This is a genomic window from Janthinobacterium sp. BJB446 (assembly GCF_002735655.1).
In the GTDB taxonomy this organism is placed as follows: Bacteria; Pseudomonadota; Gammaproteobacteria; order Burkholderiales; family Burkholderiaceae_D; genus Janthinobacterium; species Janthinobacterium lividum.
Genome location: NZ_PDZK01000003.1, coordinates 252869 through 271857 on the forward strand (window position 1 = coordinate 252869; position 18989 = coordinate 271857).

General features: G+C 63.9%; 19 protein-coding genes. 6 read left to right on the forward strand and 13 right to left on the reverse strand.

The genetic code is table 11. The annotated features are described in order from the left end of the window. Positions 1–186: 186 nt before the first annotated feature. Complete coding sequence (locus CSQ92_RS20555; RefSeq protein WP_099395233.1) at positions 187–2394, forward strand: S9 family peptidase; 2208 nt, start codon at positions 187–189, stop codon at positions 2392–2394. Positions 2395–2466: 72 nt separating this feature from the next. On the opposite strand, the gene CSQ92_RS20560 is transcribed toward CSQ92_RS20555, so the two are convergent. The 3 genes from CSQ92_RS20560 to CSQ92_RS20570 all read right to left on the reverse strand — a co-directional run bounded on the left by CSQ92_RS20560 (position 2467) and on the right by CSQ92_RS20570 (position 5615). Next, positions 2467–2652 carry a CsbD family protein gene (locus CSQ92_RS20560; RefSeq protein ID WP_034759763.1) on the reverse strand — a complete coding sequence of 62 codons (186 nt, stop codon included), beginning with the start codon at positions 2650–2652 and terminating at the stop codon, positions 2467–2469. A 174-nt stretch (positions 2653–2826) separates the two neighbouring features. Next, positions 2827–3462: a class I SAM-dependent methyltransferase gene (locus CSQ92_RS20565; protein WP_099395394.1), complete on the reverse strand. Its 636-nt coding sequence runs from the start codon at positions 3460–3462 to the stop codon at positions 2827–2829. A gap of 68 nt (positions 3463–3530) precedes the next feature. Further along, positions 3531–5615 carry a M13 family metallopeptidase gene (locus CSQ92_RS20570; protein ID WP_257219305.1) on the reverse strand — a complete coding sequence of 695 codons (2085 nt, stop codon included), beginning with the start codon at positions 5613–5615 and terminating at the stop codon, positions 3531–3533. A 288-nt stretch (positions 5616–5903) separates the two neighbouring features. On the opposite strand from CSQ92_RS20570, the gene CSQ92_RS20575 reads away from it, so the two are divergent. Next, positions 5904–6155, forward strand: a complete 252-nt coding sequence (locus CSQ92_RS20575) for a flagellar protein FliT (RefSeq protein ID WP_306532433.1) — start codon at positions 5904–5906, stop codon at positions 6153–6155. Between the two features lie 413 nt (positions 6156–6568). On the opposite strand, the gene CSQ92_RS20580 is transcribed toward CSQ92_RS20575, so the two are convergent. Next, complete coding sequence (locus CSQ92_RS20580) at positions 6569–7699, reverse strand: type IV pilus assembly protein FimV (RefSeq protein ID WP_099395235.1); 1131 nt, start codon at positions 7697–7699, stop codon at positions 6569–6571. A 172-nt stretch (positions 7700–7871) separates the two neighbouring features. Here CSQ92_RS20580 and fumC point away from each other — a divergent pair, with 172 nt between their 5' ends. The 3 genes from fumC to CSQ92_RS20595 all read left to right on the forward strand — a co-directional run bounded on the left by fumC (position 7872) and on the right by CSQ92_RS20595 (position 9993). Continuing rightward, positions 7872–9266: a class II fumarate hydratase gene (gene fumC, locus CSQ92_RS20585; RefSeq protein WP_099395236.1), complete on the forward strand. Its 1395-nt coding sequence runs from the start codon at positions 7872–7874 to the stop codon at positions 9264–9266. Between the two features lie 96 nt (positions 9267–9362). Further along, entirely contained in the window at positions 9363–9584 is a 222-nt protein-coding gene (locus tag CSQ92_RS20590) for an RNA-binding S4 domain-containing protein (protein ID WP_034781865.1), read from the forward strand. 124 nt (positions 9585–9708) lie between these two features. Continuing rightward, complete coding sequence (locus tag CSQ92_RS20595; protein ID WP_034781863.1) at positions 9709–9993, forward strand: hypothetical protein; 285 nt, start codon at positions 9709–9711, stop codon at positions 9991–9993. A gap of 129 nt (positions 9994–10122) precedes the next feature. Here CSQ92_RS20595 and bufB read toward each other — a convergent pair whose 3' ends face one another. The 8 genes from bufB to CSQ92_RS20635 form a co-directional block, all read right to left on the reverse strand. Beyond that, the gene (gene bufB, locus CSQ92_RS20600; protein WP_099395237.1) at positions 10123–11745 is read right to left on the reverse strand and encodes an MNIO family bufferin maturase; all 1623 of its coding nucleotides are present in this window, start codon (positions 11743–11745) and stop codon (positions 10123–10125) included. A gap of 17 nt (positions 11746–11762) precedes the next feature. Next, entirely contained in the window at positions 11763–12065 is a 303-nt protein-coding gene (locus tag CSQ92_RS20605; RefSeq protein WP_099395238.1) for a BufA1 family periplasmic bufferin-type metallophore, read from the reverse strand. Positions 12066–12306: 241 nt separating this feature from the next. Continuing rightward, positions 12307–12507: a YjfB family protein gene (locus CSQ92_RS20610; RefSeq protein ID WP_034781856.1), complete on the reverse strand. Its 201-nt coding sequence runs from the start codon at positions 12505–12507 to the stop codon at positions 12307–12309. A gap of 57 nt (positions 12508–12564) precedes the next feature. Further along, complete coding sequence (gene mobB / locus CSQ92_RS20615; protein ID WP_070282542.1) at positions 12565–13089, reverse strand: molybdopterin-guanine dinucleotide biosynthesis protein B; 525 nt, start codon at positions 13087–13089, stop codon at positions 12565–12567. Positions 13090–13184: 95 nt separating this feature from the next. Then, entirely contained in the window at positions 13185–14645 is a 1461-nt protein-coding gene (locus tag CSQ92_RS20620) for an alkaline phosphatase family protein (RefSeq protein WP_099395239.1), read from the reverse strand. Between the two features lie 101 nt (positions 14646–14746). Further along, the gene (locus CSQ92_RS20625) at positions 14747–15454 is read right to left on the reverse strand and encodes a general secretion pathway protein GspB (protein ID WP_099395240.1); all 708 of its coding nucleotides are present in this window, start codon (positions 15452–15454) and stop codon (positions 14747–14749) included. Between the two features lies 1 nt (position 15455). Continuing rightward, entirely contained in the window at positions 15456–17096 is a 1641-nt protein-coding gene (locus CSQ92_RS20630; RefSeq protein ID WP_099395241.1) for an ExeA family protein, read from the reverse strand. A gap of 51 nt (positions 17097–17147) precedes the next feature. Continuing rightward, complete coding sequence (locus CSQ92_RS20635; protein ID WP_099395242.1) at positions 17148–17672, reverse strand: hypothetical protein; 525 nt, start codon at positions 17670–17672, stop codon at positions 17148–17150. Between the two features lie 413 nt (positions 17673–18085). On the opposite strand from CSQ92_RS20635, the gene CSQ92_RS20640 reads away from it, so the two are divergent. After that, positions 18086–18358: a hypothetical protein gene (locus CSQ92_RS20640; protein ID WP_139144179.1), complete on the forward strand. Its 273-nt coding sequence runs from the start codon at positions 18086–18088 to the stop codon at positions 18356–18358. Positions 18359–18409: 51 nt separating this feature from the next. Here the strand turns inward: CSQ92_RS20640 and CSQ92_RS20645 are convergent, their stop codons facing one another. Continuing rightward, a complete protein-coding gene (locus tag CSQ92_RS20645) occupies positions 18410–18697 on the reverse strand; it encodes a hypothetical protein (protein ID WP_034759823.1) in 288 nt (95 codons plus the stop codon). Positions 18698–18989 lie beyond the last annotated feature (292 nt).

Genomic DNA, 18989 nt, shown 5'->3' on the forward strand with positions numbered 1-18989 from the left:
CAAAGCGCCATGGAATGAGTGGCGATCGGATATTTCCATCGAAGGAAATACGGCCAGGAACGCCTTATTCCGTGGCCGGAGCTATCGCATAAACAGGCACGCTCTGGTATCGTCTTACGCTTAGGCAACGCTCAAGCGCGCCTTTTGCATGCAGAGCCATTCATTCCTCCAACTACCGAGACATCCATGCGTTTTATTCTTTGTTTTCTGGCCGCGATGGCCAGCGTTCCCGCATCGGCTGAAAAGCTGACCCTGGAACGCATCCACGCCGATCCGGCGCTGGCCGGCCCCGGCGTGCGCTACCTGAAGGTCTCGCCCGATGGCGAGCGCGTCACGTTCCTGCGCGGCCGCGCCGACAACCAGTTCCAGCTCGACCTGTGGGAATTCAAGCTGAAGGACAAGAGCACGCACCGCCTGGTCGACTCCAAGGCGCTGGTGCCGAATGAAACGATTTCGCCCGAAGAGCAGGCGCGCCGCGAACGCGAGCGCACGGCCAGCCTGAACGGCATTCTCAGCTACAGCTGGTCGCCCGATGGCAAGCAGCTGCTGGTGCCGCTGGCCGGCAATCTGTACCTGGTCGATGCGGCCCATCCGGACAAGGCGCGCCTGGTCGCCAAGGGCAATGTGCTCGATCCGAAAATCTCGCCGAAAGGCCGCTATGTGTCGTTCGTGCGCGACCAGAACATCTATGTCATCGACCTCAAGACAAACAAGGAACGCCAGCTGACGACGGACGGCAAGGGCACTATCCGCAACGGCGAGGCCGAATTCGTGGCGCAGGAAGAAATGGGCCAGCGTACCGGCTACTACTGGGCCCCCGACGATTCCGCCATCGCGTATAAGCGCTATGACGAAGCCCCGGTGCCCGTCGTGCGCCGCTTCGAAATCTTCGCCGACCGCACCGACGTCGTCGAGCAGCGCTACCCGGCTGCCGGCGACCCGAACGTGCTGGTGCAACTGCTGATCGTCTCGCCGGAAACGGGCGCGCAGCGCCAGGTGGACCTGGGCACGAACCCGGACATCTACCTGGTGCGCGCCGACTGGAGCGCGGACAGCAAGTCGCTCGTGTACCAGCGCCAGTCGCGCGACCAGAAGACCCTCGACCTGGTGGCAGTTGATGCAGCCACGTTGGCGCAGCGCACCCTGCTGACGGAAACGTCGAAGACCTGGGTCAGCATCCATGACGACCTGCGCTTCCTGTCGAACGGCACCTTCCTCTGGTCGTCCGAACGCACGGGCCGCAACCATCTGTATTTGTACGACATGGGCGGCAAGCTGCTGCACCCGGTCACTTCCGGCGCATGGGGCATCGACAGCGTGCTGGCCGTGAACCAGAAGACGGGCAAGGTGTTCGTCTCGTCGAACCGCGACGCGGTGATCGACAAGCAGACCTACGCGCTGGCCCTGGATGGCAGCACGGCCGACAAGCCGCAGCGCGTGACGAAAGCCGATGGCTGGCACGACACGACGTTCTCGCGCAATGGCGAAGTGTTTGTCGACACGTATTCCGACCCGGCCACGCCGCCGCAAGTGAGCATCCGCCGCCCGGACGGCGCCATGGTGGGCTGGCTGGAAGAAAACGCGCTGAACGCCAGCCACCCATACGCGAAATACAAGGCGGATCACCTGCCGACGGAGTACGGCACCCTGAAAGCCAACGATGGCCAGACGCTGTATTACTCCATCGTCAAGCCGTCGAACTTCGACGCAAGCAAACGCTACCCCGTCTACCTGTCGACGTATGGCGGCCCGCACTCGCAGCACGTGGCTCGCCGCTGGGGCAACAACTTCGACCAGTACATGGCGCAGCAGGGCTTTGTCGTCTTCCGCCTCGATAACCGCGGTTCGTCGCGCCGCGAGCGCGCGTTCACGGACGCCATCTATCACAACCTGGGCGCAGCGGAAGTGGCGGACCAGCTGGTCGGCATCGACTGGCTGGGCAAGCAAAGCTTCGTGGACGCGAAACGCATCGGCGTGTTCGGCTGGAGCTATGGCGGCTTCATGACCCTGCGCTTGCTGTCGGCCGCGTCCGACAAGATCGCCATGGGCGTATCGGTGGCGCCCGTCACCGACTGGTCGCTGTACGACACCCACTACACGGAGCAATTCCTCGGCATGCCGAAGGAAAACGTCGATGGCTACAAGGCCAGTACCGTGTTCGCCCACCTCGACGGCCTGAAGTCGCCGCTGCTGCTGGTGCACGGCATGGCCGACGACAACGTCCTGTTCAGCAACAGCACGCGATTGATCGACGCGCTGGTGAACCGCGGCGTGCAGTTCGACCTGATGACGTATCCGGGCGCCAAGCACGGCATCTCGTCGCGCGCGGGCCAGCGCCACGTGTACAAGAAAATCGAGATGTTCTTCAAGCAGAACCTGGGCGTAGCGAAGTAAAACGTGCCCACAAATAAAAACCGCCGCCTGTCTCGCGACAGGCGGCGGTTTTTTTATTGAGCGTGCGTCAGCTTAAGGTTTGCGCGTAACGGTTTCCACCGCGTCTTTCACATCGCCAACCTTCTTCTGCACTTTGCCTTCGACCTGGTTTGCCAGGCCCTTGGCTTGCTGTTCTTCGCTGCCGACGACTTTGCCAGCGGCTTCCTGGATTTTACCGCCGACTTCCTTCAGTTTACCTTCGACTTGATCTTTGTTCATGATGGATCCTCACTGTAGTTGGTACATCTGTTGTCCGGCCCCGAAGGGCCGGTACTGCGGCTCACACGCTGTTGCAAACTGCTTGCTGCGTGTCGATGTATCCATAGTACGCAAGGGGGATCAAAGGCTCTGTACGGTTCCTAACACATGCTCAATTTGCGCCAATATCGGCGATCACACAGGCTTGCGCCAGACGGTAGCCAGCCACGGCTGCTGGTCGCGCGGCAAGCCGGGCGGGCGGTAGTACTGCTCGACCAAGGTAAAACCGGCCGCCTGCACGTAGGTGGCCCACGTCGCTTCGTCGTGATAGCTGCCATAGCGCGCGCCATTCCAGCCTTCCTGGTTCTGCCCGCGCGGGTTCGAGCTGAACAGCACGCCACCGTGCTTCAGGCACGCGTACAAAGCGCGCAGCACGCCGGGCAAGGCGGCGCTGGGCACGTGGAACAGCACGGCATTCGCGAACACGCCGTCGAAGTGCGCGGCGGGCAGATCGAGGTCGATGAAATCCTGCTGCCAGACAGTGCAGCCGCTGTAGACGCGCGCCATCTCGACGAAGCGGGGACAGCCATCGACGCCGGTGGCATGGTGGCCCATGGCCGTGAACGCTTTCAGATCGCGGCCAGGGCCGCAGCCCAGGTCGAGAATATCCAGCGGTGCCGGCTTGCCGATGGCCCCCAGCAGCGCGGCGATGTTCTGGCTGACGTCGTGGTCGCGCGTGCCTTCGAAAAACTGCTCGGCGCTGGCGTCGTAATGAGCCAGGGTGCGCCCGGTGATGGCGTGGATGGGGTCTTGCGGTGGGGTTGGCTTCATGGCGGTCCTGTCGATATGTGCCGCCATTTTACGGTGCCAGGGCACTGCGCGCTGGCACCGCTTTATAACTACCAGACGCGCACGCGCTGTTCCGGCGCCAGATACAGCTGCTGCCCCGGCTGGACGTCGAAGGCCGGGTACCAGGCGTCGAGGTTGCGCACGGTGGCGGCCCGGTATTGCGCCGGCGCATGGCCATCCGTGAGGATCTGCTGGCGCGCCGCCGCTTCGCGCGCCTTGCTGCGCCAGCTGACGCCATAACCCGTGAAGAAATCGCGGTCCGCATCCGCCTGCGCCGGCTTGCCCTGCTGCGACAAGCTGAACGCGTCATGCGCGGCCGCCACGCCGGCCAGGTCGGCCAGGTTTTCGCTCAGGGTCAGCTGGCCATTCACGGCCAGGTCGGGAAACGGCTTGTAGGCCGCGAACTGCGCCACCAATTGCTTGGATGCGGTCTGGAAATGCGCCAGGTCGGCTGGCGTCCACCAGTCGCGCAACTTGCCCTGGGCGTCGAACTGGGCGCCCTGGTCATCGAAGCTGTGGCTGATCTCGTGGCCGATGGTGGCGCCGATGCCGCCATAGTTGGCCGCATCGGATGCCTGGGGGTCGAAGAATGGCGGCTGCAGGATGGCGGCCGGAAAGTTCAGCGCATTTTGCAGCGGCAGGTTGACGGCATTGACCAGCTGTGCCGGCATGGCCCAGGCCTTGCGGTCAGGCGACTGGCCCAGCTTGGCCAGCTCCTGCCGGTAGTGGAACTGTTCCGCCCGCTGCACATTACCCAGCGCATCGCCGCGCACCACGCGCAAGCCCGCATAGTTGTCCCAGCGTTCCGGATAGCCGACGCCCACGTACAGGGTCTTGAGTTTTTCCTGCGCCTGCGCCTTGGTGGCCGGCGCCATCCAGTCCAGCTTGTCGATGCGACGCGAGAAGGCGGCGACGATATTCGTCACCATGTCTTGCACGCGGGCTTTCGATTCAGGCGGGAAATAGCGCTCCACGTACAGCTTGCCGACGGCGTCGCTGAGGGCCGCGTTGGTTGCCGCCAGCGCGCGCTTGCTGCGCGGCGACTGCTGCGGCGTGCCGCTCAGGGCGCTGCCGTAGAAGGCAAAGCGCTGGTCGGCGGCGGCCTTCGGCAAGGTCGTGCTGAAATGGTTGATCGCGTGGAAGGCGAGGAAATCCTTCCATGTGGCCAACGGCACGCTCGCCACCAGCGCCGCGCTGCCCGTCATGGCCGTCGGGTGCCAAACGATGAAATCCGTCTGCTTGCCCAGGCCCGCCGCCTGGAAGAAGGCCTTCCAGTCCAGGCCCGGCGCCTTGCTGGCGAAGTCGGCTGCACGCCACGCGTTATTGCCCTTGGCGACATCGGCCGAATCTTCGCGGCTGGCGTGGCTGGCGGCAATTTGCTGCTCCAGCGCAAACACGCGCGCGGCACGGGCCGGCGCATCGCGGTAGCCGGCCTGCTTGAGCATGGCGGCAATATGCGCCTGGTAGCCCGCGCGCAAGCCCTGCATGCGGGCGCTTTCCCCCTGGTAGAACGCGCGGTCGGGCAAGCCCAGTCCACCTTGCAGCAGATAGGCCACGTTGCGCGTGGTGTCGTTCAAATCTTGCGCCACCCACAGGCCGAACAGGTTTTCCGTATAAAAATTGGTGGCATTGAGCGGGTCAACATCGGCGCGCAAGCTCTCGCCCAGCGCGCGGGCCAGCCCTGCCTGGTCGCGTATGCCATCGATCTTCTTCAGCAGCGGCTTGATCGGCGCCCAGCCTTTCGCTTCGATAGCTGACTCATCCATCCAGGAACGGTAGAAATCGCTGACCTGGCGCGCCGATGCATCCGCCTGCGGCGCCGCCGCCAGGCCTTCGACGAGGGCGATGATGCGCTCGTTGGTCGCATTGGCGAGGATGGCGAACGAGCCCCAGCTGCTGCGGTCGGCGGGAATCTCCGTGCCGCGCAGCCAGTCGCCATTCACGTAATCGTAGAAATCGTCGCCGGGCAAGACAGCCGTGGGTGCCGCCATCGCGGCGGCAGGACTGGCGGCCGCCTCCTGGCCATGCGCGTGGACGACACCCCCGGCCAGGGCGATGCCGGACAGGGCCAGCGCCATGGCGCGCTTGCGCCAGGAAGCAGGGAAAGAGGAAGCGGCAGCAGTGACAACGCGCATGGTGATCCTTTCAGGCAAAGTAACGACAGTAGTATGCAAAATCATAACGCGTTTTGAAGCGCCGCAACACATTCCCCGGTCACCACGACGCCAGCAGGCATGCGGCTTGGGAGGCGATTCCGGCGGCAGGCAAGCAATCATCTAAATTATTTTCATTTTTTTTCAAAAACACCCTCAAGTTCCCGTTGCAGCTGCCGTTAATCTAGACAAGCGGTAATCCATTCACTAGTTACGGGTGTGCTCATGACCTCCAACGACGTTCTCTCGATGTATGAAAATATTGCAGGAATGACCAATAAAATGGTCGTGGCCGCACGTTCGAGCGACTGGGATGGCTTGGATACCCTGGAAAACCAGTGCGCCAGCGCCGCCAGCGCGACCATGACAGGCAAGGTACCCGCCCTGGCCGGCGCCTCGCGCCTGCGCAAGATCGACTTGCTCAAGCAAATCCTGGCAAATGACCGCGAAATCCGCAGCATCACGGAACCGTGGATGACGCAGCTGCCGAGCGCCATGCAAGGTTCGCGCGCCCACATGTAAGAAACTTGCCGCGCCAGAAACGACAAAAGCACCTGCGGGTGCTTTTTTTGCGTCTGCCTCCGTGCCAGGGAGCGCGCCATCTGCGGCACCAGGCAAGGCGGGGGGATTTGGAAGGCGAGCCCCAGGTATCTCCTGGCGTCGCCTCGCTGCCGGTTGCATCCGGCGTTCGCGAGCACATCGTCGGCATCGCAAACCGCTTCCAGACCCAGGCGTTTATGCAACGCTACACCTGTTTGCCGCGCCACACTATCGTTGGTGACTGCGCCAGGCTGGGGCTGTTTTATCGTAGAGCAAGTCCACTGAATTAATCATATCACCATCTTTAAGAAATAAGCAACGCGATTGGCAAGCGTTTCCATGTATTTTTTCAATATCTTTTTTTATATCAAATTGTCGTGCCGCCTTGCATCGCGTTAACGCGAAAACGGCTCCGGTTCCGGCTCGGCCCCTACCCCGCCTTCCACCGCTTCCGTCAGCACGGGCACATCCTTCTTCTTGCGGCTGAAGGGCTTGCGCAGCAAGACCCAGTATTTCGACGGCGCGCCCGGCCCGGCCGCCTGCTTGCGCTTGCGCGCGACATACACGATGACCGCCGTCAGCAACAGGAAGACCAGAGTGCCGATGCCGAGCCACAGCAAGCCATTGCCACCCGCCGCCTTCTCGCCCGCTGGCGGCACCAGGGGCTTGGGCTTGGCATGCGGCACCCGTGCCTCGGCCGGCGCGGCAGCAGGCGCAGCGACGGCGGCAGCGGCAGCGGTGGCAGGCTGAGCCAGCGCCTTTTGCAAGGCGCCGAGCTTGCCTTCCAATTCGCCGAGCTTCTCATTCAAAGCCGCGTTTTTCTCATCCAGCGCCACGCACGCCTGCGCCTGCTCCACATTGGCCTGCGGCGCGCAGGCGGCGACGGGCGCCGTCGCGCGGCGCAACGGCGCCGGACGCAGCGCGGGTACAGCCGGCGCGGGCGCAGCCGGCGGCGGCACGAACACGCGCGCCGGGCGCACGAGGCCCTCGGCGCGCGCGCGGGCCGCCAGCGCGGCGGCATCGGGCGACGGCGCGCCGGCCGCAGCCCGTGGCAATGGTGCGGATACGGGCGCAGGCAACGGAATCGCGGGCCGGACTGGCGCACTGACGGCAGCGGCAGCAGGCGGGGCCGCCGTCAGCCACACGGTGCCCAGGCGCACGACGGCGCCATTGCCACTGCCCAGCAACAAATACAGATGCACATGGCCCGCCTGGATCGCTTGCCGGGTACTCACGCGCACATAGTGGCGCCCGCCGCGTTCCAGCGGACTGATCGTCAATGTTTGCAGGGCCGGATCCATGCCGATGCCGCCGCCGCGGTACACATCGGGCGAAGCCAGGCGCACGGCCACGCCATTGGCTTCCTCGGGTGCCAGGGCCGTCAGTTCGATTTCGGCCAGCAGAGGCTGGCCCACATGCGACAGCACCGCCATCTCGCCCAGTTCGGCCGCCATGACGGGCGGCAAGGCCAGGCTGGCGGCGGCGCACGCGATCAGGGACCAACGGGGAAGGCTGCTGCTCTGCATGGACTGATCACTTTGATAACAGGATAAATAAGGGGAACTCGCCTGTCTTTAACGGCAGGAAAACGCAAAAATATAGATAGGCCAGGGTAAAAATGATGCATTACAGCATCATCCTGTGCCTTTTTTGCGCCTGGAGTACACTCGATCCACCTCTATCGATGAAAGGGATGTCATGAGTAGCAGAATCGAACGCGACAGTTTCGGCCCGATCGACGTACCCGCCGACCGGCTGTGGGGAGCGCAAACGCAGCGCTCGCTCGAGCACTTCCACATTTCCACGGAAAAGATGCCGCCCGAACTGATCGCCGCCCTGGCCACCGTCAAGCGCGCGGCCGCCCACGTCAACCTGGACTTGGGATTACTAGATGGCAAGAAAGCCGTGGCCATCACGCAAGCGGCCGACGAAGTGCTGGCCGGCAAGCACGACGCAGAATTCCCGCTGGCCGTCTGGCAGACGGGTTCTGGCACGCAAAGCAATATGAACATGAACGAAGTGCTGGCCAACCGCGGTTCCGAGCTGATCGGCGGCTTGCGGGGCGCCGAGCGTCTGCTGCACCCGAACGACGACGTCAACCTGGGCCAGTCCTCGAACGATATCTTTCCGACCGCCATCCACGTGGCCGCCGCCCTGGCCGTTGCCAACACGGTCTTGCCGCCGCTGCGCCAGCTGCGCGCCACCCTGGATGCGAAAGCCACAGAATTTACCGACATCGTCAAGATCGGCCGCACCCATTTGCAGGATGCGACGCCGTTGACCCTGGGCCAGGAATTTTCCGGCTACGTGGCACAGCTGGACTTTGCCGAGCACATCATCACGGCATCGTTGCCACCGCTGCTGCAACTGGCCGCCGGCGGCACGGCCGTGGGCACGGGCTTGAATGCCCACGTGGAATTTGCCGGCCGCATCGCGGCCGAGCTGGCGCGCCTGACGGGCCAGCCGTTCGAGACGGCCAGCAACAAGTTCGCCGCCCTGGCCGCCCACGATGCCCTCGTCGCCGCCCATGGCGCACTGAAAACCCTGGCCACGGCCCTGATGAAAATCGCCAACGACGTGCGCTGGATGGCCTCCGGTCCCCGTTCCGGCCTGGGCGAAATCACCATCCCCGAAAATGAGCCGGGCAGCTCCATCATGCCGGGCAAGGTCAACCCTACCCAGTGCGAAGCGCTGACCATGCTGTGCTGCCAGGTCTTCGGCAACGACGTCGCCATCACGGTGGGTGGCGCCTCGGGCAATTTCGAGCTGAATGTCTTCAAACCCTTGATTGCGCACAACTTTCTGCAAAGCGCGCGCCTGCTGGGCGACGGCATGCGCAGCTTCGACGAGCATTGCGCCCACGGCATCGCGCCGAACCGCGAACGCATCGCCGAACTGATGGAGCGTTCCTTGATGCTGGTCACGGCGCTGGCGCCGCACATCGGCTACGACAAGGCGGCGCAAATCGCCAAGCAGGCCCAGCATGAAGGCACGACCCTGAAGGAAGCGGCGCTGGCCCTGGGCTTTGTGACGGAAGAGCAATTCAGTGCCTGGATCGTGCCCCTGGAGATGACGCGTCCCAACAAAAGCTGAGGCTGCACCCTGCATTGCTGGCGGCTTCAGGTAAACTAGGGATTAGTTGAGGTCGTCATCAAGTGTTTAAAACACATCATTGCAATAAGGGATACAATGCAAAAAGTAAGCTTTGATTTAACATCCGAGTTCGTCGAGCTGAACCAGCTGTTGAAGCTGGTCGGCCTGTGCGACAGCGGTGGCGCAGGCAAGGTCATGGTCGATAGCGGCGTGGTGAAGGTCGATGGCAAGAAGGAATTGCGCAAGACCGCCAAGATCCGCGCCGGCCAAGTCGTCAGCGTGGGCGATATCCGTATCACGGTCGTCGGCCCTGCTTGATGCCGGCATGGGGCGCGAAAGCAGCCCCATGCTTCCAGCCATCACCGCTGCCAGCCGGCTGCCTGGATCAAGCTGCAACATGTCGTTATTGCCAGATAAATATCGATTGCAGAAGGGAAGCGCCATGGACCATCCCGAACAAGGTACGCGCAGCCAGGAACGCCTGATCGGCGACTTGCGCCAGGTAATAGAAAACGCGGAAGAATTGCTGCGTAACACAGACAAATACACCAGCAGCCTGTACCAGGGGGCGCGCGCCAGGCTGGAACTGGCCCTCGTCGCGGCCACAGCCGAGCTGGCCCGCTTTGAAGAAGAGCAAGTGACGCGCATGATGGACGCCACTCTGGCCGCGAATACCCTGTACCGCGATCAGACGGGCGAAGCGCGCGTGCTGCGGGCCTTCGAATAACAACGCCTGACAAAACCGTAGCGAGCGGAAGGAAGTTGTGGTTGAGAAGCGCAACTGTACGAAGGTACAGTGAGCATCGCAGACCGCAAATTACGACGCGTAGTAGGTTTTGATAGGCGCACTAAACCGTCAGGTCGTCAATACCGCATTCGCCAGCCACTGGCGCAAGTATGCGGCCAGGTCAAATGCCGGATCCAGCTCGAACGCTGCATCGAGCGCAGCACCAAAGGTCTGCCCCTGCTGCAAGGCCAGCAATGCCGCATGCGCGGCTGCATCCAGTACCAGCACTTGCGCCTTCCAGCGCGTCCGGCATACCAGCGCGTAGCTGGCCACCTGCATCTCTTGCGGAAACATCCCCTGCCCTTCACCATCCTGATGCGCCTGCCATAGGGCCGCCACCTGCCAGCCGGACGCCAGCAAAACGCAAGCGGGATGCAAGGTAAAACAGTGCGCTTCCAGTTGATCGGGATGCAGGGCGGCCAGCGCCTCTGGCGCCAGGCCCTGCGCATCGGCTGCGTAATGTGCCAGGTGCAAGGCCCATTCCAGGCGCGCCATGTCCGGCAGATAGGGCAACTCCGCCACGGGCGGGAACACAGCGAGAAAATCGGCGAAACGGGCGCCAAACTGATTCAAATCAGCGCTATCGGATGGCATCTTCCGGCCATACGCGTGCGCCAGGCCACCAAAGAATTCCTCCCCCACCAGCGCCAGCACGACGGGGTAGACCTGGCTCAGGGTGCGGCGCCAGTTGGCGCCCAAGCTGCCGCGGTACAGTGAAAAACGCTGTGGCACCGCGTCTCCCGCGAACGGCGGCAAGGCTGCCGCCGTATCCAGCAAGGCTGCGGAAAACGCTTGCTGGCCAGCCGCCAGCGCGTCAAGCGGCACTGGCGCTGGCGAGGACGGCAGCGCCGCTCCCTGCCATGGCGTCTGCGGCACATGCCGCGCCAGCATGGCCTGCGCCTTGTCCGCCTCGCCCAGCAGGATATCCAGCGGCGGTAGATCCGTATCCCATTCGACCAGGGTAGGCACGGCGCCAAAGCGCAGCAAGGCGGCCGCATACAAGCCCCAGACGGGATCGGCCACGGCGGCGCCATGGTGATCGACCACGGCGTGCGGCGTCAGCAGGTGGCCGCCCAGGTGCAGCTCACCCACGCTGCCCGGCGCAATGGACTGCATGGCCGTCAAGGCGTCTTCGCCGTGGTTGCACTGGTTCACATACAAGTTATTGATATCGAGCAGCAGCCCGCAGCCGCTGCGGCGCGCCAGTTCCGCCAGGAATTGCGCCTCGCTCATGGCATCGTCGGCAAAACGCAGGTAAGTGGAGACATTCTCCAGCAAGATCGGCCTTTTCAGCACATCCTGCACCCGCCCCACTCTGGCGCACAGCAAATCGAGGGCGGCGCCATTCAAGGCCAGCGGCAACAGATCGTTGAGTTGCCGCTGCGCCACGGCGCCCCAGCACAGGTGTTCCGACACGAGGGCGGGCTCGATGCGCTCGGCCACGGCGCGCACGCGCTGCAGGTGCGCCTCGGAAAAACCGCGCGCGGAACCCAGGCCCAGGCCCACGCCATGCAGGCTGATCGGGTAATCCTGGCGCAGGGTCTGCAGCACATGATGATCCCAGCCCGACGGCTGCAGATAATTTTCAGTGTGTACTTCCAGCCAGCCCACCTTGGGCCGGCGCGCCAGGAAGTCGCGGTAGTGCACGGCGCGCAGGCCGACGCCGGCAAGGGCCTGGATGGTCGGCGGCATGGGCAGGCGGCGGACGCTTACGGTTGCGTGGCCGGCTTGGCAGCCTTGCCGGCCTTGATGGGCTTGACGGAACCGCCCGCCTGTTCGCACGTGCCCTTGGCAACATACGTCCATTCCGTGGGCAGGTTGTCCGCTTCCGCCTGGCCGGCGCAGGAATGCGCGCCATCGGACGAGGCGCAATCGTTCTGCCCCGCCTTGGCCACGCCATAGCATTTTTCCTTGTCGCCAGGGGCGGGACTATCGTGTGCGGCCGCGTTGATGGTGGTGCCGACGCAGATGCCCGCGAGGGCGGCAGCGATGAGAGCTTGACGTTTGTTCATGGTGATTCCTCTTGCATGGGTCAAAGTGATGGCGCGCCCCGGGCTGCGCCATGGGCAACGCGAGGTGGTGGACATCATTTTACTGAATCGGCCGCGCCATGGCGAACCATGGTCAATTAGTCAATTTTACAGGAAGGAAGGGAAGGCAGGAAGACAGACAAAAACGCCCACTCGCCACCGTCAATGACGGTGGTGTGGGCATAGCGATGGCGAGCGCCAGACTGGCGCCGCGGGACTGCGCTCAGGCTGTCGTGTTGATGCGGTTACCGAGGTGGGCCGGCAGGCTCGGCGCCGACTGTACCGGTGGCAGCGCTGCCAGCAAGGCCGTGGCGGTCGAGCTTTGGATATCCTGGGCTTTTTTGAGGACAGTCAAGCCGACGGCTTGCCGCGTGCCTGTCTCCGCCATCGTGGTTGACAGTTGAGCAATGCTTCCGACGTCCATACGTTTCTCCAATGAGGTTCTACCCTTGTTAACGGATGCCGCCGGCAAACCTTTAGCTTATTTTTCCAGTCTGTGCAGCAGCCAGGCCAGCACGTGCTCGCGCGCATTCAAGTCCAGCCATGCTACGCCCTCGCGCAAATCGGCCGGCGCCGGGCTGTCGGACGCGACGGCGACCACATGCGGATCGTGCGGATACAGGGGCGCTTGCCCCACTTCCGGGCGGAACACTTCCAGCTTGGGGATGGGGTCCGTCTTGAAACCTTCGACCAGGGTCAGATCTGCCGGCCCCATGCGGGACAATTGCTGCGCCAGGCTCGGTTCCGGCGCGCCGCGCAGCTCATGCACGATGGCAAAGCGGTACGGCGACGCCACCAGCACTTCCGCCGCACCGGCCAGGCGCAGGCGGGCGCTGTCCTTTTGCGGCGGCTCCAGCGCCAGGTCATGGTGGCTGTGCTTGACCAGGTTGACGCGCAAGCCGCGCGCCGCCAGTTCCTTCACCACAAATTCCAGCAGGGTCGTCTTGCCGCTACCGGAACGGCCGATCACACCAAGTACCGGGTGTGCGGGCATCGCATCGTGCATGGTCACTCCTTGATTGAGAAGGAATGATTATACGCAGCCCCACGGGCGCCACCGCCTGGCGCAGGCGCCGCGCATTGCCCGCCTCATCGCCCAGGTCAAGCGCCTGTGGATTTCCCGCCATTCCCGGCGCCGGCGGACGCCGGCTTGCCGCCCTGCCGCCGGCGCCTGTCCGCCGTCCTGCCCGCCGTTTTATTCGCCGTTTGATTTTTCACCGCCTGCGCATTCCTGGCCATGCGCGCCAATTGCCGGTGGGCGGCGATCGCGCCCGCCTCGGCATCGGATTGAGACGGGGCAGCGGCAGCGGCGGCCACCTCGCCATCAGACGGGCAGGCGGGCGCCAGCGGCATGAAATCCTGCGCCCGCACATCCGCCTCCCATGCGGCGCGCTGCGCCAGCACGACGGCGGGCACGGCAGGCGCCGTGCGCGGCTGCGCCAGGGTCAGCACGTTCCCCAGACCACTGGCGGCCGCCACGCGCGCGCCCATCTGGGGCAAGGAGCCATCGGCGGCGCGGCAAAAGCGCTGCAGGATGGTCTTGACGATCGACGTGTGGTCGACCACTTCGTGGCTGACGCTGCCCGGCGCGATCAGCGGCGACACCAGCAGCATGGGCACGCGCACACCGTAGCGGCGAAACGCGGGGTCGTCGTCGATGGCGGGGCCAGGCGGCACATGGTCGAAAAAGCCGCCGTGTTCGTCATAGCTGAGGATCAGCAAGGTGCGCGCCCAGTCGGGACCGCGCGACAGGGCCTGGTAGACCTGCGCCACGAGCGCCTGGCCGGCGCGGATATCGGCCGGCGGATGGTCGTCATTCTCAAAGAAATGCGGATCGATCCAGCTGACCGAGGGCAAGGCACCCGCCAGCGCATCGCCGATGAAGCCATAGCGGCGCGCGCTGGAGCCGAACGGTTCGTACCATTCGGACGAGCGGTAATGGTCGTCCGTCAGCGCCAGGCTCCAGGGCTTCCAGGCAGAATAAAATTTCCAGCTGACCTGGGCACGCTCGAGGTGGCGCACGAAGGACTTGTTCGCATACAGGGGCACGCGCTTGCTGTCCTTGCTGCCGGCCGCCTTGCCGCTGAGCGCATACAGGCGGTTGGGCCAGGTAGCCCCCGGCACGGAACTGTAGCAGCGGTCGCAGACGCAGAACTGCTGCGCCAGGAAATCGTACATGGGCAAGTCGGCCGCATTGTAATAACCCATCACCAGGTCGATATCGGGGTCGCCCGGATGCGTTTGCGCATAGTCGTCGACAAAGCCGCCGTTATTGTTTTGCAATTGCTGCGCCACCGACAGGCCCGTATGCGACGGATCTTGCTGCGGCCCGAAGGCCGTGCGCCGCAAATGGTGCACGGGGTAGGTCACGCCCGCATGCACGTTGGCATGGCTGGCCTGCAAGCCATCGATATCGGTGCGCCCGCCTTCCAGGCTCAGGTAGCCGACCATGTGGTCAAACGAGCGGTTTTCCATCATCAGCACGACGATATGGTCGATGCGCGCCAGGTTTCCAGGCACACCCACATCAAGGACACCCTCACCAGCTGCGGCAGCAATCATCGGAACTCCCCCGGCCGCGCACACGGTCGCAGCGACCCTGGTTCGACCAGGCCTGGCCAGTATGGTTCAGCGTTGGCGGTCCGGTCTTGATGCGCAACAGCTCAATACGGCACGCGGTAGCGGTAGCCCTTGAAACTGAAGATGGCTGCCTTCGGCTGCAACTTTTCCAGCACCAGGCCGGGCGCCAGCTCCTCGCCTTCGTGGCGCAGTACCTTGTCGATCAACAACAGGCGGTCGGCCGGATTCTTCGAGTAGATATAGCCGCCGATGGCGACCGGGGGGATTTGCCGCTGTATCGGCTCTGGCAAGTCGCGCATGCCGGGTACGGTCTCTTCGGCTGAAGGCGCGGGCGCGGGCATGGCCGGCGCCGCAGCGGGAGCGGAGACAGGCGGAGCCGCCTCCCCTGGCGACTCTTGTTTCGGCTCCGGCACAGGTCTGGCATGGTGCACGGGGGCGGCGGTGACCGCCGCCGGCACGGGGGGGACTTGCGCGACGGGAACTGGCGCAAGCGCGGGAGCCGCTGGTGGCGGCGCTGCCGGCACCGGCGCGGGCACGGACTGGGCCAGCACGGCTGGAACGACAGGAATCGCCGCAGGCACGTTGGCCGCTGCCTGCCAAGGCTGCCACAGCAGCAGTGCGGCAGCCACGGCCACCGTCACGCCGCCCAGCGCCAGCCAGACGGGCGCGCGCCGCGCCACGCCGGACGCAGCGGTGTCGTGCAGCTGCACCTGCGGTGCGTGGATCGACGGCAACTCGCCCAGCTGGCGCTCGGCTTGCGATTTTTTCAGTGCTTCAAGTATGTAGGACATCTTATTTCCCCGCCACCAGCGCCGTCGCAGCGGGCGCCGCCACGGCAGGAGCTGCGCTGCTCAGGCGCGGCTCCGAATTGTCACCCAGCTGCATCAGGCGTATGAATGTTTTCGGGCCTGCCAGGCCATCGGCCCGCAGGTTCTGGCGCTGCTGGAAGGCACGCAACAGGCCTTGCATCTCGGCATCAAGCGGCAGATTGGCGGCCGGCGCCGGCAAGCCCTGCTGTTGCGCCAGGCGCTGCGCCAGCCAGTCCACGTCGGCGCCGCGGGCGCCCAGCGGCACTTCGTCGCGCCAGTTGCGCGGGGCGCGCCAGAAGGTCGTGAAACTGCCATCGCTGCGCTGCGCCAACTGGGCCAGCGGCAGGCTTTGCTGTTTGCCATCGAGCATCAGTGTGGCGGTCTCGTCCTGCAAGCGCGTCAGCAGCGCCAGCTGTTCCACACCCTCCGCACCGCGCAAGGCCAGCATGGCGGGACGGTCCAGCACGCGCAGTTCGGCGATGCCGCCCCGGCTGTGCAGGCAGCGCAGGCCGGCGCGGGCGCCCGCCTGGCAAGCGTCGCCGACCGGTAACTGCTCGCCCCACAGGCTGGCCAGCTGGCGCAGCACGGCGTTGCGGTCCGGCACGCTGACGGGCGCGGGCGCGGATGCGGATGCTGCGGCAACCACCACGCTGGATGCGGCCGGCGCAGAGGCTGCCACGGCAGGTACAGCGGGCACAGCGGACGGGCGCGGCATGAAATGCCAGGCCAGCGCGGCCGTGACCACGGCGCCGACCAGCACGCCGCCCGTCACGTGGACCCAGCGCAGGCCCCGTCCGGCAGCCGGCTTGCCCTCTTCCGCAAACACTTCCTCGGCGGCACGGCGCAGGATCTGGCGCGTCACCTGCGGCTGGTTTTCCACGTAGGCGCCCAGCAACGCGCGGTCGCACAGCAGGTTGATGCGGCGCGGCACGCCGTGACTCATGGCATGGATGGGCGCCATCAGGCGTGGCGCGAACGGCGTCTGCGCCGTGCTACCCGCCACGGCCAGGCGGTGGCGGATATAATTGGCCGTCTCGTCCGCCGTCAGCGACCCCAGGTGATAGCGGGCGATCACGCGCTGCGCCAGCTGCTCCAGTTCCGGCCGGGCCAGCATGGCGCGCAATTCCGGCTGGCCGATGAGGATGATCTGCAGCAGCTTGCGCTCGCTCGTCTCCAGGTTGGTCAGCAAACGCAACTGCTCCAGCACGGCGGCGGACAGGTTTTGCGCCTCGTCGATGATCAGCACATTGTTCTTGCCCTGCGCATGGCTGGCCAGCAGGTGCGCATTGATGGCGTCAACATAGCCTTTCACGCTGGCCACGCCGGGCGCCACGGCGATGCGGAATTCCTCGCAGATCGACAGCAGCAATTCCTCGACGGACAGTTTCGGATTGAAGATATACGCGAGCTGGCAGTTTTCCGGAATCTGCTCCATGAAGCAACGGCACACGGTGGTCTTGCCGGCGCCGATTTCTCCCGTCAGCAGCACGAAGCCGCCGCCGCTGCCCACGCCATACAGCAGGTGCGCCAGCGCTTCGCGGTGGCGTTCGCTCATGAACAGGTAGCGCGGATCGGGGGCGATCGAGAACGGCGATTGCTTGAGCTGGAAATAATGCGTGTACATGGAGACCCTGCGGATGAAACGATCAAAATGCGCGGCGCCAAGCCGAATCCCTCATCGGGTGCGGGCGGGCGGCAACGGCTTGTATTTGGCGCAATACACTTTCGCCTTGCTACGGAAGTAGACGATTTTACTGCCAGGCACGGAACCACGGACAGGAAAGGCGGAATTGTCGAGTTTATTGAAACGCAGGCCCGAGGCGCCGCGGATGGCGGGTTCCAGCTTTTCCGGCGTCGAGTCCGCCACAACGCCCATGAAGACGAGGGGGCTGGTGTCGTCGCTGACGATCACGTCGGTAATCGGCGCGCCCCACAAGGTGGCGTCCGTGCGGAACCAGTAGGCGCCCCCTTCATGCTTGTAGGCCGGGCCGAAGGCCGTCAGCAAATAGGCATAGAAGGCCTTGTTGTCGATCTGGTCGATGCACAGCACGGCATTGCCCACCACTTGCCCGAACGTGGACGGCGGCGGCTTTTGCTGCGCCAGCACGCCGGACACGGGCACGCCAATGGCCAGCAAGGCGAACGCCGCCAGCAGGGCCGGCGCACGCCACGGGCGCATCAATGCACGGTGCACGCGCATGATCAGTGCTTGCGCTCTTCTTTCTTGACCTTCTTGGCTTCCTTCTTTTCCTTCATGGTCTTGGCCGGTTCCTTCTTGGCTTCCTTCTTGCTGTCCTGTGCCTTGCTCATCATCTACTCCATGCCTGGGCGGAAATGCCTGGGCCATTATGACACTCCCCCATGAAAATGCCACGTCATTTCCCCCATGCAATGAATCCCGCCCGGCAAGCACAGGCAGCGCATGCACTTATTTGCAAAAAGACGTTTGCATTTCTATTTTATTATGTTTTAATACACGAAATTTATAAATAGATATCATTTCGGTGCGGCATGAGCAGCGCCGGAAAGCATACCAACTGGGGACAGGACATGGGCCGGCATACGGCGGGACCATGTGTCATCGACTTACAGCCCTCGGCGGAAACAGACAATATGATGAGAAAGATGATCTTGCTGGGCGCGGCCCTGTCACTCTGGGCCGCTGGCAACATGCATGCGGCAGACACGCCGCCGATTCAAGTGGCCGCCTACCAGGCAGCGCCCGCCACCCTGGCCATGCAGTTGGCCAGCTTCCAGTCACCGAACGCCAGCCGGCACGCCTCTGGCCCGCATGAACCGGGCACCCATTCGCTGCTGCTGGTCGCCATCTTGCTGCTGAGCCTGCGCATGCGCGCGCGCCCCAGCAGCGAAAAATTCAGTACCTGACGTGAAAACGGCCGCGCAAGGCGGCCGTTCCATTCACACGTCAGCGCACTATCAGTGCAGGCACAGGCGGCGGCGCGTCTTTTCGATCAGCGCCGCATCGTAGGGATACAGGTTCTCGATAAAGAACAATTCCGTTTCCGCCTCGTCTTCCAGGCACATTTCGATCATGACCGGGCCATCGCTTTCGCGGCCCAGGAAATCCTTCGGCCAGCGATTCTTGCGGTGCGTGCGCATCATTTCCATGCCCAGCGCGGCCAGCGGCGCCGACACGCCGGCGGCCAGCGCCTCTTGCTGCCAGTCGTCCCAGTACTCGCTCTTTGCTGCCTTGTCGTTCATCATGCTCTTCCAACTCAGGTGTAAAAGGCGGACTTTACTCTTCATGGCGTCCCTTGCCAAGCAATACTGCAGCGCGCGGCACAGACCAGTCTGAAAAAATTGGCATTAAACAAGGCCAATTTCAATACCATTCACGACGCACAAAAACTCCTTTATTAACAATCACTTGCAATAACACCCTCGGGCATGGCGCGCCATCGCGCAACGCATTTGTTAATACCACTTAAATACCTGTTGACAAGCCATCTGGGCGACAATATAGTGCCTTCAGCTTTTTCGCCGCCCGACAAATAAA